The following is a 16,084-nucleotide window of genomic DNA, read 5'->3' as shown; positions in this document are numbered from 1 at the left end:
GAATCAACTCAGGTAGGACAGCTGTTTGGGCAGCGGGATGCCTTTGCCCATATGGTCTTCACCATAATTGACATCAGCCAGCACCACCAGATCGTTCAACGCCCTGGAATCACCGGAAAACATCACGGTCTGATAATTTTCTTTTTTGATCTTTCCCCCGGCCCACTGAATATCCAGCACCGAAGACGCATCAAACCGGTCTTCCCCCACGTGCAGAACCACCTCTCCGCCGTAATGCTGGACTATTTTTGCCACCAGCAGGCTGGGCCGGCTGTGAAACCCCCGGTCCATGGGAATGCTCACCTCAATGGATCCGGTTTCCATGTTCTGGTTCATGATCTGGGATGCCACCTGTTTTCCGGAGGACAAAAATTTCCATGCATAAAACAGACAGAAATTTACGGCCCGATCCAGCAGTACATCCGGATCGATCAGTTCGGCCAGAGACTGTCTCACCCGCATGTACACATCCTTGAACCCGACGTCATACAGATGGCGTTCATAAAAATGCAACAGACGTCCCATCACCTGAAGGATGTGAAACACAATGGAAAAATGACTGCGCAGCTGTTCCAGAAGAATATTTTCTTGCTCGCACGGGGTTTTCACCACATAGGAATCAAAAGAAGACTGGATATTGTGTATCCGCATTTCAAAGCTGCGGATAATGACCTCGTTGATTTTTTCGGGTACCAGTTTATGAATATCTTTTAAATCATATCGTTCATAAAACGACAGCTGATCAAACGCCTTGATCACATCCAGAAATTCACTGGAAATTCGGGTCAGATTATTTTTCTGATTGTCCTTGGCCGTAAAATCATCAATATTGTGATTCAGGTGCTGGGTGGAGGTGATTCCGGGAAACAAATTCAGGCTGTACCGGGAACCGGGGATGGTGATGTCCAGCCGACGGGCTTCAGCCAGAATCACCGGAGCCGTCAGTTTCAAGGAATCCTGAAGAATCTGGAGGGTATCGGTGGCTTCCTGTTTGAACAGGTCCAAAGGATGGCTGCCCAGCCGGTAAAAAGACAGGCGGTTCAGAATATGCCGCTGGGAATAGCAGGCCAGAGACAAATGCCGGACCAGGGCGCACAATTCCCGGTAATACAGCCATTCTGAATTTTTTTTTGCCCCGTGAAAATCCAAAAAATCTTCCAGAATATGGGAGTTGGTGATCAGTTTGGAATACAATTTTTTGGTGAACAGATAGGTGTCATCTTCAATGGAGTCAATGAATCGGATGCATTTGAGAAAATCAAATGAAAAAATATTGGCTTTTTCCAGAAAGGTAATATCACAGGTATCCATCATGGTTTACACAATTTTGGCAGTTTCAGTTTTCTGGTTTTGAAAAGTTTCGGCCTGACCGGCCCGTAAGCCGAATTCTGTTACCGGATCCGGTTGCCCGAAACCCGGTCAACGATCATTCATCTAAGGTGTACGTTGCCGTACCCCTCAAGCAACCTACCCGGAAACTTCGGACGGACCGCCCTCAAGCGTTTCCCTATTTGGTCTTGCACCGGACGGGGTTTACCAAGCTTTTCCGGTCACCCGGAAAACTGGTGCGCTCTTACCGCACCGTTTCACCCTTACCGACAGCCAGGGGCTGCCGGCGGTCTGCTCTCTGTTGCACTTTCCTTCACGTCACCGTGACTCCACGTTATGGAGCGTCCTGTCCTGTGGTGTTCGGACTTTCCTCCCGGTCGACTGGGTCGACCCGGCGATCATCTGGTCCGGTCAGACCGAAACGTCTCATCATTCATCAATATGGTAAAGTATACGACTGCACTGGGGGCAGGAGATCATCTGGTTTCCCCGTTGCACCTCAATACACAGCTGGGGCGGCACATTCATGAAGCATCCCATGCAGGTCTCATTGCTGACGCGGGCCACTGCCTGTCCCTGATTCATTTTGGCAATTCGCCGGAACCGGGTCAGCAGCACTGGATCCAGAGACTTGCCGATGGATTGCTGCTGTTCTTCAAGTTCGGAAAGCCGTTCCTTGTCTCCTAAAGTTTGCTCATCAATTTTCGCCTGTTCCGCTTGAACCTGTTCTTTTAGCTGTAAAAACTGAGCCTGGGACTCATTGACTTGGACTTCCGCGGCTTCCCGCTGTTCATACAAGGTCAACACGTGATCCTCCAGGCTGTTTTTTCGCTTTTTGTTGTCATCCACTTCCCGGAGCAGCACCTGGTATTCCTTGTTGGTTTTGACCATTCTCAAGGTTTCGTTACTTTTAATGATCCGGTCATTCACCACCTGAATTTCTTTTTCCAGGTCTGTGCATTGTTGCTGAATCTGTTCCAGCGCCTGCTTTTCAGCATCCAGGGCGGATTCAAATGCAGTCAGCCTGACGGCCAGGTCCTTTTTTTCATTTTCCACTTTTTCCACGGCTTGCCGCAGCTGGTTCATTTCCAACTCAATTTTTTGAAGCTGGACCAAGGTGTCAATCTCTTTTTTCAATGTCTGATTCATAAAACGTCCTTATATGGATACAAATGGATCTGTTTCCCCGGCAAATGCCCGGATTTCCAGAGAAAACCCAGCCCGGGAAACCGCCTGATTCAATCGGCGGGTCAACAGGTCCTTTGCAATGATTTCTGAAGCAAAATGTCCCACATCAATCAATGCCTTGCCATGGGATTCGATCAGACGGGCTTCATGGTACTTGATATCTCCGGTCACATACACGGAGGCACCGGATGTCAGAAATGCGGGAATTAAACCGCCGCCGGAACCGGAACACACTGCAATATCATGGATAACAAGATCGGGATCCCCCACCACCCGGACCGGTTGCACGTTTAACTGCGATTTGATTTGATCTGCCACCCGGGTCAAAGAAACCGGTGCCGGTAGTGTTCCGATCCGCCCCAGGCCAGTCAGGGCAGCTGAAGGAGAAAGTTCCGGACTATCTGCTTCCAGTGCTCGGGTAACCGTGATGTTCAATCGGTCGGCCAGATAATCATTCAGCCCGTTTTCTGCCTTGTCCAGGTTGGTATGCGCACAGACGATCGCCATTTTCCGGGTGGCGGCCAGCGCAATGGCCAAACCGGGCATCACGCTGAAATCAATGGTTTTTTCCGGTGTGATGAACAATGGATGATGGGTCAAAATCATATCTGCCTGCCATTGTTGAGCCGCCTGGAGTACCGGCATGCCCGGATCAAGCCCGACCAGCACTTTTTGAACCGGCCATTCGGGATTTCCGGCACACAGCCCGCAATTGTCCCAGGATTCTGCCAGGTGCCAGGGGGCAATGTCTGTGCCGATCAGCGACAGGAGTTGTTTGACAGTGGGATTCATGAATTCAACGGCCTTAAAACAAAAAAAGCGTGGCTGGTTGCCACGCTTTGGATTTGTCTTGCCCGGGTTGTCTTTTCAACAGGCATGTCATGCTGGACCTGCCCCCCTTTGCTTATCTCATTTGTGTTTGATTGTTCATCCATACGGTTCATACCACAATTTGTTATTTTTTAGCGCTGCTTTATGTCTGACTGCCGGATGTGTCTGGTGGGCCCACCTGGATTCGAACCAGGGACCGACCGGTTATGAGCCGGTGGCTCTGCCAAACTGAGCTATAGGCCCATTCCCCATGGCAAACAAACAAACTTTAAATATCTATAGTAAACCGTTGCACAAGTCAATATTTAATTTTCTATAAAGGTCTTCAATTTCTTGCTCCGGGTGGGATGCCGCAGTTTTCTCAATGCCTTGGCCTCAATTTGCCGGATTCTTTCCCGGGTCACGGTAAAATCCCGGCCCACTTCCTCCAGGGTATGATCTGATTTTTCCCCGATGCCAAAACGCATGCGCAGCACTTTTTCCTCCCTGGGCGTGAGCGTGGCCAAAATTTTTCTGGTCTGTTCCGCCAGACTGAAATCAATGGCCGCTTCGGATGGAATGGAAAATTTCTTGTCTTCGATAAAATCTCCCAGATGGCTGTCCTCTTCCTCTCCGATGGGTGTTTCCAGAGAAATGGGTTCTTTGGCGATTTTTAACACCCGTCTCACCTTGTCAATGGGAATTTCCATTTTTTCGGCAATTTCTTCCGGAGACGGCTCCTTACCCATTTCCTGCACCAGATACCTGGAGGTACGGATCAATTTGTTGATGGTCTCGATCATGTGCACCGGGATCCGGATGGTTCTGGCCTGGTCGGCAATGGCCCTTGTGATGGCCTGACGGATCCACCAGGTGGCATAGGTGGAAAACTTGTATCCCCGGCGGTATTCAAATTTGTCCACTGCTTTCATCAACCCGATGTTGCCTTCCTGGATCAGGTCCAGGAACTGCAATCCCCGGTTGGTGTATTTTTTGGCAATACTCACCACCAGGCGCAAATTGGCCCGCACCAGTTCCCGTTTGGCAAAATCCGCATTTCTCCGCCCTTTGTCAATGCCCTGGGTAATGGCACGCAAATCATCGGCATCTCCCTTGATCAACGCTTTTTTGGATGCCACCTGATCCATGACCGCCTGAATATCCTGATGAAGCAGCAGTGCCCGTTCCGGACTCATATCAGCTCGGGCGGTGACCCACTGGACAAATTTTTCCGGGTCTGATGCCTGTTTGAGCATGGTGTCTTTCATCACATTGAACGTTCTGGCACAATTTTCCAGCAGTTTATCCACAGTATCGAACCAGACAATGGTATTGCGGATGCTTTTTTCAATGGTGTCCATGACATTGGATTCAAACCGCCAGCGTTTGAGTTCTTCAAAGATCTGTTCTGTGCCTTCGTTGATTTCCTGATGCAATGTCTGATATTTTTTGGTGGATTTTCTCAGCCCGTAAAGCTGATCTCGTCTGTCTTGACTGGACTCATGAATTTGTTTGATAACTGCCAGAGATTCCAGAAATTTTTCCTGTTTTGAGGTTTCATCCACCACCCCATCCCCTTCATCCACATCCCTTAAGACATGTTTGGGACGCATAGACCGCCGTTCCATTTTTTTTCCGTACAAAAAAATGGTGTTCAAAGAGATGGGACAATCCAGCATGGCCCGCAATACATCCCGTTCACCCACCTCGATTTTTTTGGCAATTTCAATTTCACCTTCCCGACTCAAAAGCGTGACCATGCCCATCTCTTTGAGATACATCTTGACCGGGTCCGTGACTGCACCAAACTCCAGATCCGCCCGTTCCCGGACTGAGGCAAAGGGATCTTTTTTATCTCCTGCCGGCTTTTTCCGGTGTTTCAATTCCGGCCGGAGTTTTTCCTTTTTCCCCTTGGCTTTCACCCCGGTCCGATCCGATGACCGGGTACCGGCAGGTTTGTTTTTCGGAGGATCAAGATCCACCAGGGTGATGCCCAGTTCCTTGAATTGATCCACAATATCCTCAATTTGTTCCGGGGTCTTTAAATTACCGGAGATGGCATCATTGATTTCTGTAAAAGAGAGTGTGCCGGCTTTTTTCCCTTTTTCAATGAGTTTTTCCATTTCCGCTTTGCCGATCATCCCGCTCTCTTCGGATGATATTGATTTATCTGCCATAAAACGCCTCCCTAAGGCTAAACGTTATTGACCATTATGTAATTGTCGGATTTCCTGCTGTTTTAATTTCAATAACTCCATCAAGTCGGTGTCACAGCCTTTTTCCGCACGTTTGATTTTTTCTGTCAATCCACTGTCTTTTTTCTTTCTGATCCGGATAATCCGCTGAATAATAGCTGCAGCGGCATCTTTGAGATCCGTATTATCATCCATTCCGTCAGTCATGGCCAAAGAGGCTATCAGCTCCCGATCCGCATCTGTTTCCATTCGGGTCATGATCCGGGTGACGAACGCATCCGGGGCCGGATCGGCCTGAACCATGATGCGGCCGATCCGGCACAGCTGTTGAGAATAAAAATGATCCAGTACCCCGGATTTCACCACGTCTGAAATAATTTGGGGCCACTGAAGCATCAGAGACAGCAGCTGCCGCTCCCGGGGATCTGAAGCCAGCTCAGGATCTGATAGCTCCATATCCGGATGCCGATCCAGCGTTGTCTTGCTTTTGATCACCTGTTCCCGGACTTTTTCCAGTACAGCCGCTTCATCAATATTCAGGGTTTCCGCCAGTTCGTTGACATGCAAAGACCGAAGCGCACTGTCCTGAATATCGGCTATATACGGCATCAAATCAGCCAGAACCCGTGCCCGTCCCGCCACGGAAGATCCATGGGTATCCATGGCCACCTGCCGCAAAAACGGCATCACCGACCGGGCCCGGGCCGCCAGGTCCAGAAACGCATCCGGACCGTGTTTCAATACAAAGGCATCCGGATCATCCCCTGTGGGCAAAATCAGGATCCGGGTGTCCACGCCTTCGTTCAGAAAGGTTTTGATGCTGCGCCGGGCCGCATGGATCCCTGCGGCATCCGAGTCGAAAACCAGCACCATGGCAGGGGCATATCCCTTGAGAATCCGCACATGTTCAGCAGTCAAGGCGGTGCCCAGGGTGGCCACCGTGTTTTTGATTCCGTTCTGGAATAACGTGAGAAAATCAAAATAGCCTTCCACAATATGCACGACCTTTGCATTGCGGCAGTGGGTTTTGGCGGCATGCAGTCCGTACAGGATCCGGGTTTTGCTGTACACCGGGGTTTCGGGTGAATTCATATATTTGGGCATTTGATCGTCCATGACCCGGCCCCCGAACCCCGCCACCTGCATGTTGATATCAAAAATGGGAAACATGATCCGGTTGCGGAACCGATCATAAAATCCGGATTGATTCTTTCGAGGAACCACCAGCCCAGAATTCAGTGCTGCCTGCCGGGAGATGCGTGCTTGTTTCAGAAAACCGACCACATCTTCCCATTGATCCACGGAAAACCCCAGATGAAATTCATCCAGCGTGGCTGGCGTGATACCTCTGTTTTCCAGGTACTGCCGGGCGGCTTGACCGGGAGGTGCCTGGCGCAGGCGTGCTTCATAATGGGCCATTACCTTTTGATTGATGCGGAACAGGGTTTCCTTCAATGCCAGTTGTTTTTTTCTGGCCGGATCCAGATGTTGAGTATCGATCACGATATTGTATTTTCTGGCCAGCATTTTGGCGGCTTCCGGAAAAGACAGTCCGTGATATTTCATCACAAAAGACAGACTGTTCCCTCCGGCACCGCATCCGAAACAGTGAAAAATCTGTTTGGCCGGGTTCACGGAAAACGACGGGGTTTTCTCGGAATGAAACGGGCACAGCCCGAAATAGTTCTGGCCGGATTTTTTTAAAATCACCGATTCTGATACGATATCCACAATGTCGGATGAATGTAGAATTTCTGAAATTTTTTCTTCAGGAATAAGCATCGCTTCAGGGAAGGCTCCAAAATGTCAAAAACAGTGTTGCTATAAAACCTGAAAATAGGTATAAAACCTGAATTGTCAATCACCGGAATTCATGATTATGCCCGGGCTGAAATCTGTATGGCTTCTTTCAGATCCAAGCTGCCCTCGTAAAGTGCTCGTCCTGTAATGACACCGGTGACTCCGAACCGGGCAATCTCACAGATGTTTTCAATATCTTTCAGGGTAGCCACCCCCCCGGATGCGATCACCGGGATGGAAATTGCCCGGGCCAGGGCTGCAGTTTCCTGAATATTGGGTCCGGTCTGCATGCCGTCTCTGTGGATATCGGTAAAATTGATGGCAGCCACCCCCGAGGATTCAAAAGATTTGGCCAGATCCACGGCCCGGGTTTCAGAGGTTCGGCTCCAGCCTTCCACCGCCACCATCCCGTTTCTGGCATCGATCCCCACTACGATTTTTCCTGGGAACCGCTTGCAGGCATCCCTGACAAATTCCGGCCGGTACACAGCTTCACTGCCGATGATGACTCTGGAAACCCCGGCTTTCAAATATTTTTCAATGGTGGAAATATCCCGGATGCCTCCGCCCACCTGAATGGGGACTGTGACATGATCCAGAATGGAAGTGATACTGTCAAAATTCATGACAGATTTGGCAAACGCACCGTCCAGGTCCACCACATGAATCCATTGCGCACCTAAAGATTCCCATTTCACTGCCATGACCGCCGGATCGGCTGCATATTCAGTCGCGTCTTCCATGCGCCCCTGGCGCAGGCGGACACATTTTCCCTGTTTAATATCAACTGCGGGTATGATGAGCATAAGTCTTGCCTTTTTGGTATCTGAATAAGGTTTAGAGCATCCCTTTGCTGGAGAGGGGCCGGCCGGCGGAATCGGTCTTCCGGGTGGCCTGGTGAAGGGCCCGGCCCATGGCCTTGAATATGGATTCCAGCACATGATGTTCATTCACCCCGTAATCCGTGTTGATATGCAGGTTAAACCCGCCTTTGACACAGAATGACTGGAAAAACTCTTTGGCCAGATGTGCATCAAACGCGGTACCTGATTTCAGGTTATCTGGAAAATGGTAGACCAGATACGGCCGGTTGGACAGATCGATGGTCACCCGGGAAAGGGCTTCATCCATGGGCACACAGCTGTCACCGAACCGCTGAATGCCTGTTTTGTCTCCCAGCGCATCAGACAGGGCCTGACCCAGCACCAGTCCGACATCTTCCACAGTGTGGTGCAGGTCCACGTCCAGATCCCCGGTGGCCATCAGTTTCAAATCAAACCGGCCGTGCACGCAAAACGCGGTCAGTATGTGATCGAAAAAAGGGATGCCTGATGAAATATCCGCCCGGCCGGACCCGTCCAGGTTCAGGTGGATTTCAATTTTTGTCTCCCGGGTCTGTCTTGAAACGCCTGCGTCCCGCCCCATGAAATATTCCTTGAAAATAGGTGAAAACCACTGTCAGGTCGATGATCCATCCGTATCAAAAACAACGCAAATGAAATGAATCATTTAAAAATAGGCAAAACATGCGTTATTGTCAAATATAATTTTTATGTATGGGCCACAATTATTTGATCAAAGAAATAATTTGCCTGAAATGGTCGCCTTTGGCCCGTTGCAGTAATTCAAAAAATATCATCTCCACCGAGGTAATCTGTGCCCCGGCCTGGACAATCCGCTGAAGACCCACGGCTTTGTTTTCCTGGGTTCTGGAAGACACGCAGTCCGATACTACCTGCACGTCACACCCTTTGACAACCAGATCCCGGGCTGTCTGGAATACACAAATATGGGTTTCAATGCCGGTGACCAGTACCTGGCTCCGGGACAAAGCCTCAAATTTCTCCATGAAACCCGGCTCGTTACAACAGGAAAAACTGTCCTTTGCAATGGGAGTCTCTTCTGCCATCAACTGCTGGATTTCATCCACAGTCGGTCCGAGTTTTGAAGGAATCTGTTCCATCCAGAGAATGGGTACCCCCAGAATTTTCATTCCTTTGATAAAAATTTCCAGAGAATCGAATAATGTCTCTTTGTCACACATCATCCGGGCCAGTTTCCCCTGAACGTCCACCAATAAGGCAACGGTCTTGTCAATGGAAAACATATCGCAGCTTTTTTTCATAGGTCATACTCCGGTTTCGGCAGGCAAATGGTGAAGTGACTGCCCTGGTTGGGTTCGGATTCCACGTGGATGGTGCCATGGTGGGATTCCACAATACTTTTGACAATGGCCAGGCCTAAGCCGGTGCCGTTGATGAAACGGGTCTGCTCGTTCTTCACCCGGTAAAACCGGTCAAAAATATGTGGTTTGTCTTCTTGGGAAATTCCCAGACCGGTATCAGCCACGTGAATGTTGACACAGTCATTGCTTTGGTCACACCACACATCAATTTTTCCATTGGGCGGTGTATACCGGATGGCATTGGAAATCAAATTGGACACCACTTCTTCGATATTGGTGCGATTGACTATGGCCGACAGCCCGTCCGGGCCGGGTTTCTGGGTCAATTTCAAAGATTTGCCATCCGCCTGATCCCGAAAGAACTGCACCTGATCCTTGATCAATTGTCCCAGATCAAGGGTTTCTCTTTCCTGGTTGATGAGCCCGGACTCTATTTTGGACAGGTCCAAAAGTTCCGATGCCAGCTGGGCCAGAGACGTGATCTTGTCGGCGCTGCGTTTCAGTATTTCAGTCTGTTTTTCCGTCAAATCTCCGGCCAGACCGTCCAGAATCACTTTCATCTGCATGAGAATAGAGTTCAATGGACTTTTGATTTCATGGGCCACCATGGAAACAAAATCGGATTTAAGCTGATCCATTTTTTTCAGCGTGGTGATGTCATGGAACACTGTTACCGCCCCCAGGTTCCGATCAAGCCGGTCCCTGAAAGGAAAACAGCGAATGCCAATAATTTTTTCTTCTTTGCTGTCTTCCGAGATCTGGTTCAACTCGTCAGTAATTTCTGAAAAATGTCCGGATGTCTGGGCAAGGGCCTGATCAATCATTTCCAGAATCCGGGGATGCGAGACAATCTCGTTAACATGCCGGCCGATGCAAGATCGATTTTTGGATCCGATCATGTTCAAAAATGCCGGATTCGCCAGAACAATGCTTTTTTGATGATCCGTGGTCAGCACCCCTTCTTTTAAGGTATTGACCATGACACGCATCCGTGTTTTTTCGCTGGCAATGTCCTGAAGGGTTCGGATGAATTCAATGGCCTTGGAAATAACCACCCGCAGTTCCTGGGGGGAAAACGGTTTGGACAGAAAATCAAACGCCCCTTTTTTCATGGTTTCAATGGAATGCTCCAGGGTGGCATATCCGGTAATTACAATGATAACTGTGTCCGGATGGCGGGCCTTGATACCGGTCAGCACGTCCATGCCGGACATGCCCGGCATCATCAGGCCCAGCAGCACAATATCAAAATGGGCATCCTCGATCATTTTCAGCCCTTTGATACCATTATCCGCCAGGGCCACCTCACACCCTTCCTGGGTCAGCAGCCGGTGGCAGGCCTTCTGTATCCGCTCTTCATCGTCCACCACCAGAACTTTTGGCCGAAACGAAAACGCATCCGTCACTGTTTCCTGTGCAGGCTCCTTCATCTGTTTTTTCTCTACTGCTTCCATATCCGTATCTGACATCGTTTGTTCCATCCTGTTGTTCAATTTTTTAACTCGATACAATCATGCAGATCCCGGGGGATCACAAAAATGGGGGCCGTCTTCACTGGGCACATACATGGGGAATTCAATGATAAATGTGGTGCCTTTGGTACCGGTTTCCTTGACTGAAATGCGTCCCCCGTGCTCTTCAATGATACCATAGACAATGCTCAGTCCCAACCCCGTGCTTTTTCCGACTTCTTTGGTGGTGAAAAACGGATCAAAAATTTTGGACAGATTTTCTCTGGGAATTCCCTCTCCGGTATCTTTCACCTCCAGAAACACTTTTTTGTTGGGCTTGTCCCGGTATGTGGACAAAGAAATTTTGCCGTTGCCTTTCATGACGTCCGCCGCGTTGATGATCAGATTGATGATCACTTGATTGAGCTTACTGACATCCGCATGAATGAGCATCATCTCATCGTCCAGAAACCGCCGGACCTGGATGTTGCGGAATTTTTTCTGATCGCGAACCAGTTTGAGGCTTTGATCCACAATTTCATTGATATGCACGATTCGCTTGTTGGAATCGGTACTTCTGCTGTATACTAAAAGGCTTTTCACGATATTTTTGCACCGGTTGGCATCCTCCACGATATATGTGAGATCGGCTTTGGCATCGTCATCTAAATCCGGTCGTTCCAGCAGCAGGCTGGCATAAAACAAAACCCCGGTAAGCGGGTTGTTGATCTCATGGGCCACACCGGCAGCCAGCTGACCCAGAGAGGCCATTTTTTCAGACTGGGCCAGCTGTTTCTGGGTTTTTTTCAGCTCTTTTTCCACCTTGATCTTGTCTTTGAGATCGTTGTAGATGGCCATGGTGGCAGATTCGTTGCCGTTCTCGTCATAGATGATGGCAGCCGACATCTCCACTTCCACTTCTTCTCCCTTGGCATTGACAATGGTGGTTTTTGGAATGATCAGTTTGCCCCTGCCCCCGATTTTTTCATCCCTGAGCATCCGCATGATTTCCTTGGCCTTGCCCGGCGGATACAGCTGTTCCGTATGTGTGATGCTCCCTTCCCCGCCGTTGTATGCACCGAACAGTTCTTTGGCCACGGAATTCATCAATTCAATCCGGCCGGACCGGTCTGCCGCCACAATGGCACTGGCAGATGAATAAATGACCCGGGTGATGAATTCTTTCACACCGATCAACTGGCTTTCAAGGGATTTGGTCCTTGTAATGTCCCGGATACTGGAAAGCACATACGCCACTTCCTGGTGATCGTCGAAAATCGGGGAAAATACCCGCTCTTCCCATTTGTATTGGCGTTTCAGCGTATAGGAATGGGCTTCTTTGTTTTCTATGACCCGGGATATGGGACAATCCTGGGATTTGCACGGTGTGTTTTTATACAAAAAAGAATGATAACATTTTTTGCCCAAAATATCTTCAGGTGTGAGCTTATAGGTGTCATAAAATTTCTTGTTGGCACCGACCACACTCTTTTCAAGATCAATGATCACCGAGGGAAAAGACAGGGCATCAAAAATCCGGACCCGCCAGAACAAATCCTGGGGACGCAATGTATCATTTTTCATGGGGCTTCAAATCCTTTTTCCAGCGCAGTTTGTGCGGCCATTCCTTTTCCAGACGGGACGACCAGACTGACACTGGCCCCGGCGCAGGCGGCAACAAAAAACGGAATCCGATCAACATCCAGGCAGTTCAACGCCGTCTGCAAAATTCGATACCGGTCTCCGAAATGAGGGCCATGGAACGTGATCAGGTCCACAAACAAGCCGTCTCCATCCTTGCAGCGGGTGTCTGGATCAACGACAAAACAGGCATCATAAATGGGACCGGACACCTGCACCACCGACACCAGATGAAATATTTCTTCTGATGCAATGGGCGGCATCCGTGTCTGCATGGTTTGCATGAATTGATCCAAATATCCATGTGTATAAAGCAAATATTTTTCCCGCAACAGCTGAAAACCATAAGTCTTGATTTTTTCTTCTTCATACGTGGATCGGGTTTCAGGATATTTTTTCAACAATACGGATATATCCTGATCAATTTCCTGGATATAGGGGGTATGGGAACAAGGAAGGTCAAATGTGTTTTCAAGTAAAGTGATCACCCGGCCCTGAAAACAGGCATCTATGATCAAACTGACCACTGCGGGAGAAGACACCAGATGATGAAACGGAATCCCGGCCGAACCCAGCATTTTTATCAATCTGCCAGGGACTTGAAACCGATTGCGATGGGGATAGACAGATACCTGGGTCACGGATACTAAAGGCGTGATATCTGAATCATCAATAAGGAACCGGGCGACATTCTCCCGGTATCTGGATTCCACACATCCGGAAAAACAATAATGGGTTTTCCGTCGATGTAACCCGGCACAAACCATATTGATCCGCTGGATCGCCAGAGACTGACACACAGGGGTCAAAGAATGAGTATCCGGTGAAAACTGGCCTATCCATACCATTCCCGGCCCTAAACGAATGCCGTTAACAGGAATCGGTTCCATTTTTCAAACACACACAGACATTTTTATAAAAAGGCCGGATGGCGAAAAAACAAGACCGGCTTTTTCGCCATCCACAGTTTTTGCCCATGCAGGCTGGATAGACAAGGCAGATCGATCAGCCGCAGTGATCAGAAACGATCTCCATCAATTCATCCAGATCGATCGGTTTGGGAATATAGTCATCGGCCAGCGTTGTTTTGCCGTCATGATGGGTGTAGCTGGTGGTTTTCACTGAATCCGCCACCGCAGTCAACAAAACAACGGCAATGTCTTTGAGTCCTTCATCGTTCTTGATTTCCTCGCAGACATCCCACCCGTTTTTCCGGGGCATCATGACATCCAGTATCACCAGGGCCGGTTTTTCTTCATTGATTCGATCCATGGCTTCCACACCGTCATAGGCTTTGGCAACCCGGTAGTTTTTGGCTTCCAGCTTCATGGACACCGCTTCCACCAGATCCGGGTCATCATCCACCACCAGAATGAGTTTTTGTTCGCTCATGTTATGATCTCCTTATCACTGTTTTTGTCACCTGCAGCTAAACCTTGGGCCTGGGGTACAGTCCTGCCTTTTCCACGATCTGGGGTACTTTTTCTTCCCATTCAATGGCCATGATATGAAATCCGTGAACGCCTTTGACCTGCTTGAGACGTTCAATGGCTTCCACGGCCATTTTAATGCCTTCTTCCGGCTGCTGCTCTTTGGGCACCCCTTCCAGCCGTTTGATAACATCATCGGGTATATCCATTCCCGGCACTTTATTTTTCATGTACCGGGCCATGCCCACGGATTTCATGGGCGTGATGCCGGCCAGGATGTGGACCTGCTCGTCCAGGCCCCGTTCCACGACCCCTTTCATCCATTCTTCAAATTTATCCAGGTTAAAAATACATTGTGTCTGGATAAAGTCAACGCCTGCCTTGATTTTTTTGGCCAGGCGCATGACCCTCAGTTCAAACGGATCGGCAAACGGGTTGGCTGCCGCGCCGATGAACATCTTCGGGGGGCCGTCAATCTTGGCACCGCCCTGGAACAGGCCTTTATCCCGCATCTGCTGGACCATCTTGATCATCTGCACGGAATCGATGTCAAACACGCCCTGGGCCATGGGATGGTCCCCGAACTTGGCATGGTCCCCGGACAGGCAGAGCATGGTGTTGATGCCGAAAGAATACGCTCCGAGGATTTCGCTCTGCATGGCCAGGCGGTTTCTGTCCCTGGACACCATCTGGATGATGGGATCCAGCCCCATCTGTTTGATGAGGATGCCGGCGGTACACGAAGACATCCGGACCATGGCGGTCTGGTTGTCGGTCACGTTGATGCCGTCCACATGATCTTTGAGCAGGGCTGCTTTTTCCGTGACCTTTTCCGGGCGGCACCCCCTGGGTGGCCCGCATTCCGAGGTCACTGCCAGTTCACCGGATGCCAATACCTTTTCAAGTCTGCTGTCTGTCTTCATTATGCCAAATCCTCCCTGATAATTGTCCCGGGTCCGCCGGCGCCACCAGGTCTCCAGTCCTTTGCTTCCATCAATTCCTCATACCGGGATTCCATTCCCAGTTCCTTGAGCCGTTCCCAGATCAGACGCCAGGCGCAGTCAATGTCCGGGCTGACCTCGCACTGCCCGTTGGATGTACCGCCGCAGGGGCCGTTGAAAAGATGTTTGGAACATCGGGCCACCGGGCAGATGCCGCCGGTGATGCCTAAAACGCAGTCGCCGCATCCTTTACACCGCTCGGACCAAACGCCCTGGCTCAAAGACGCGCCCATGAACCGGGTGTTGACCGCGGGAAACACAGGGGTTTTCTTGAACCGGGCCGCAATGGTCTGAACGCCGCAGCCGCAGGCCATGGACACCACGGCATCTACGCCGTCGATATACGGGGTCAGTTCTTCCACGTATTCCGGATCACATTGCCGTTCCAGGGTGATTTCTCTGATATCGATATTTTTGCCCTGTTTCAGATGGTTCAGATGCAGGGCAGATGCCAGCAGGCCGACCTCTTTTCTGCCGCCTGCCGCACACACTGTCACACATTCATTGCAACCCACCAGGAGAATTTTGCTGTATGGGGCAATATACTGGATGATTTCCTGTATGGGTTTTTGTTCTGCTGTAATCATATGTTTTCTCCGAAAGAATTATGTAAAAATCAACTGGCAGCCTTATCCACGGCCCCGGTCCTGCCGGGGTTCGGTCCCAGTTTTTTTATGGTTTCCGTAAACTCTTTGGCCACCTGGGCAAATGCTTCTCCCATACCGGCAGACATGTTGTACATGGCCACCCGTTCCGGTTCCCAGCCCAGTTCGGTGAGCAGTTTCTTGACCCGGTTCACCCGGGCTTCGGCCCGGACGTTTCCATTTTTAAAATGGCAGTCACCTGCCAGACATCCTGCCACATACACACCGTCCGCCCCTTTTTCCAAGGCTTTCATCAGGTGAATGGCATCCACTTTACCCGAACAGGGCACCCGGATGATCTTCACGTTGGAAGGATATGATATCCGCTTGCTGCCGGCCATATCTGCGGCCGTATATGCACAGTAATGACAGCAGAATGCGACAATTTCAGGTTCAAAATGTTCCATCGA

Annotated in this window: 15 protein-coding genes, 1 tRNA gene and 1 other RNA gene; all 17 read right to left on the bottom strand. The window is 49.9% G+C overall.

All coding sequences use genetic code 11. The features are described from left to right. Positions 1–3 precede the first annotated feature (3 nt). On the bottom strand, positions 4–1,314 hold the full coding sequence (locus DPO_RS12655) for an HPr family phosphocarrier protein (protein ID WP_006966343.1): 1,311 nt from the start codon (positions 1,312–1,314) through the stop codon (positions 4–6). Positions 1,315–1,361: 47 nt separating this feature from the next. Next, positions 1,362–1,744, bottom strand: an RNA gene (rnpB, locus tag DPO_RS24005) — RNase P RNA component class A. 14 nt (positions 1,745–1,758) lie between these two features. Then, the gene (locus DPO_RS12650) at positions 1,759–2,478 is read right to left on the bottom strand and encodes a zinc ribbon domain-containing protein (RefSeq protein ID WP_006966342.1); all 720 of its coding nucleotides are present in this window, start codon (positions 2,476–2,478) and stop codon (positions 1,759–1,761) included. Between the two features lie 9 nt (positions 2,479–2,487). After that, complete coding sequence (locus DPO_RS12645; RefSeq protein WP_006966341.1) at positions 2,488–3,309, bottom strand: Nif3-like dinuclear metal center hexameric protein; 822 nt, start codon at positions 3,307–3,309, stop codon at positions 2,488–2,490. Between the two features lie 205 nt (positions 3,310–3,514). Next, positions 3,515–3,591, bottom strand: a tRNA-Ile gene (locus DPO_RS12640). A gap of 62 nt (positions 3,592–3,653) precedes the next feature. After that, the gene (gene rpoD / locus DPO_RS12635; protein WP_006966339.1) at positions 3,654–5,504 is read right to left on the bottom strand and encodes an RNA polymerase sigma factor RpoD; all 1,851 of its coding nucleotides are present in this window, start codon (positions 5,502–5,504) and stop codon (positions 3,654–3,656) included. Positions 5,505–5,528: 24 nt separating this feature from the next. Continuing rightward, positions 5,529–7,304 carry a DNA primase gene (gene dnaG / locus DPO_RS12630; RefSeq protein WP_006966337.1) on the bottom strand — a complete coding sequence of 592 codons (1,776 nt, stop codon included), beginning with the start codon at positions 7,302–7,304 and terminating at the stop codon, positions 5,529–5,531. Between the two features lie 95 nt (positions 7,305–7,399). Continuing rightward, on the bottom strand, positions 7,400–8,128 hold the full coding sequence (gene hisA, locus DPO_RS12625) for a 1-(5-phosphoribosyl)-5-[(5-phosphoribosylamino)methylideneamino]imidazole-4-carboxamide isomerase (RefSeq protein ID WP_006966336.1): 729 nt from the start codon (positions 8,126–8,128) through the stop codon (positions 7,400–7,402). A 31-nt stretch (positions 8,129–8,159) separates the two neighbouring features. Next, positions 8,160–8,747: an imidazoleglycerol-phosphate dehydratase HisB gene (gene hisB / locus DPO_RS12620; RefSeq protein WP_006966335.1), complete on the bottom strand. Its 588-nt coding sequence runs from the start codon at positions 8,745–8,747 to the stop codon at positions 8,160–8,162. A gap of 142 nt (positions 8,748–8,889) precedes the next feature. Further along, positions 8,890–9,447: an isochorismatase family protein gene (locus tag DPO_RS12615; protein ID WP_006966334.1), complete on the bottom strand. Its 558-nt coding sequence runs from the start codon at positions 9,445–9,447 to the stop codon at positions 8,890–8,892. After that, positions 9,444–10,976, bottom strand: coding sequence for a hybrid sensor histidine kinase/response regulator (locus DPO_RS12610; RefSeq protein ID WP_006966333.1), 1,533 nt, complete (start codon positions 10,974–10,976; stop codon positions 9,444–9,446). The genes DPO_RS12615 and DPO_RS12610 overlap by 4 nt, the downstream gene beginning before the upstream one ends. A gap of 42 nt (positions 10,977–11,018) precedes the next feature. After that, entirely contained in the window at positions 11,019–12,542 is a 1,524-nt protein-coding gene (locus tag DPO_RS12605; RefSeq protein WP_006966332.1) for a PAS domain-containing sensor histidine kinase, read from the bottom strand. Continuing rightward, the gene (locus DPO_RS12600; RefSeq protein ID WP_152427659.1) at positions 12,539–13,489 is read right to left on the bottom strand and encodes a hypothetical protein; all 951 of its coding nucleotides are present in this window, start codon (positions 13,487–13,489) and stop codon (positions 12,539–12,541) included. Before DPO_RS12600 ends, DPO_RS12605 begins: the two co-directional genes overlap by 4 nt. A gap of 115 nt (positions 13,490–13,604) precedes the next feature. Beyond that, positions 13,605–13,991 (bottom strand): response regulator transcription factor, encoded by a 387-nt coding sequence (locus tag DPO_RS12595; RefSeq protein WP_006966330.1) that lies wholly within the window; start codon positions 13,989–13,991, stop codon positions 13,605–13,607. A gap of 37 nt (positions 13,992–14,028) precedes the next feature. Beyond that, positions 14,029–14,952, bottom strand: a complete 924-nt coding sequence (locus DPO_RS12590; protein WP_006966329.1) for a methylenetetrahydrofolate reductase — start codon at positions 14,950–14,952, stop codon at positions 14,029–14,031. Further along, a complete protein-coding gene (locus DPO_RS12585; protein WP_006966328.1) occupies positions 14,952–15,617 on the bottom strand; it encodes a methylenetetrahydrofolate reductase C-terminal domain-containing protein in 666 nt (221 codons plus the stop codon). Before DPO_RS12585 ends, DPO_RS12590 begins: the two co-directional genes overlap by 1 nt. Positions 15,618–15,646: 29 nt before the next feature. Beyond that, on the bottom strand, positions 15,647–16,081 hold the full coding sequence (locus DPO_RS12580; RefSeq protein ID WP_006966327.1) for a hydrogenase iron-sulfur subunit: 435 nt from the start codon (positions 16,079–16,081) through the stop codon (positions 15,647–15,649). Between the last annotated feature and the right edge of the window lie 3 nt (positions 16,082–16,084).

Source organism: Desulfotignum phosphitoxidans DSM 13687 (assembly GCF_000350545.1).
GTDB lineage: Bacteria > Desulfobacterota > Desulfobacteria > Desulfobacterales > Desulfobacteraceae > Desulfotignum > Desulfotignum phosphitoxidans.
The sequence above is the reverse complement of the archived record's forward strand: the minus strand, read 5'-3'. Positions and strand labels throughout refer to the sequence as shown.

Bases quoted from the DNA above. Each gene is read 5' to 3' on its own strand.
- DPO_RS12655 (WP_006966343.1), bottom strand. From the start codon at position 1,314: ATGATGGATACCTGTGATATTACCTTTCTGGAAAAAGCCAATATTTTT.
- DPO_RS12650 (WP_006966342.1), bottom strand. From the start codon at position 2,478: ATGAATCAGACATTGAAAAAAGAGATTGACACCTTGGTCCAGCTTCAA.
- DPO_RS12645 (WP_006966341.1), bottom strand. From the start codon at position 3,309: ATGAATCCCACTGTCAAACAACTCCTGTCGCTGATCGGCACAGACATT.
- rpoD (WP_006966339.1), bottom strand. From the start codon at position 5,504: ATGGCAGATAAATCAATATCATCCGAAGAGAGCGGGATGATCGGCAAA.
- dnaG (WP_006966337.1), bottom strand. From the start codon at position 7,304: ATGCTTATTCCTGAAGAAAAAATTTCAGAAATTCTACATTCATCCGAC.
- hisA (WP_006966336.1), bottom strand. From the start codon at position 8,128: ATGCTCATCATACCCGCAGTTGATATTAAACAGGGAAAATGTGTCCGC.
- hisB (WP_006966335.1), bottom strand. From the start codon at position 8,747: ATGGGGCGGGACGCAGGCGTTTCAAGACAGACCCGGGAGACAAAAATT.
- DPO_RS12615 (WP_006966334.1), bottom strand. From the start codon at position 9,447: ATGAAAAAAAGCTGCGATATGTTTTCCATTGACAAGACCGTTGCCTTA.
- DPO_RS12610 (WP_006966333.1), bottom strand. From the start codon at position 10,976: ATGTCAGATACGGATATGGAAGCAGTAGAGAAAAAACAGATGAAGGAG.
- DPO_RS12605 (WP_006966332.1), bottom strand. From the start codon at position 12,542: ATGAAAAATGATACATTGCGTCCCCAGGATTTGTTCTGGCGGGTCCGG.
- DPO_RS12600 (WP_152427659.1), bottom strand. From the start codon at position 13,489: ATGGAACCGATTCCTGTTAACGGCATTCGTTTAGGGCCGGGAATGGTA.
- DPO_RS12595 (WP_006966330.1), bottom strand. From the start codon at position 13,991: ATGAGCGAACAAAAACTCATTCTGGTGGTGGATGATGACCCGGATCTG.
- DPO_RS12590 (WP_006966329.1), bottom strand. From the start codon at position 14,952: ATGAAGACAGACAGCAGACTTGAAAAGGTATTGGCATCCGGTGAACTG.
- DPO_RS12585 (WP_006966328.1), bottom strand. From the start codon at position 15,617: ATGATTACAGCAGAACAAAAACCCATACAGGAAATCATCCAGTATATT.
- DPO_RS12580 (WP_006966327.1), bottom strand. From the start codon at position 16,081: ATGGAACATTTTGAACCTGAAATTGTCGCATTCTGCTGTCATTACTGT.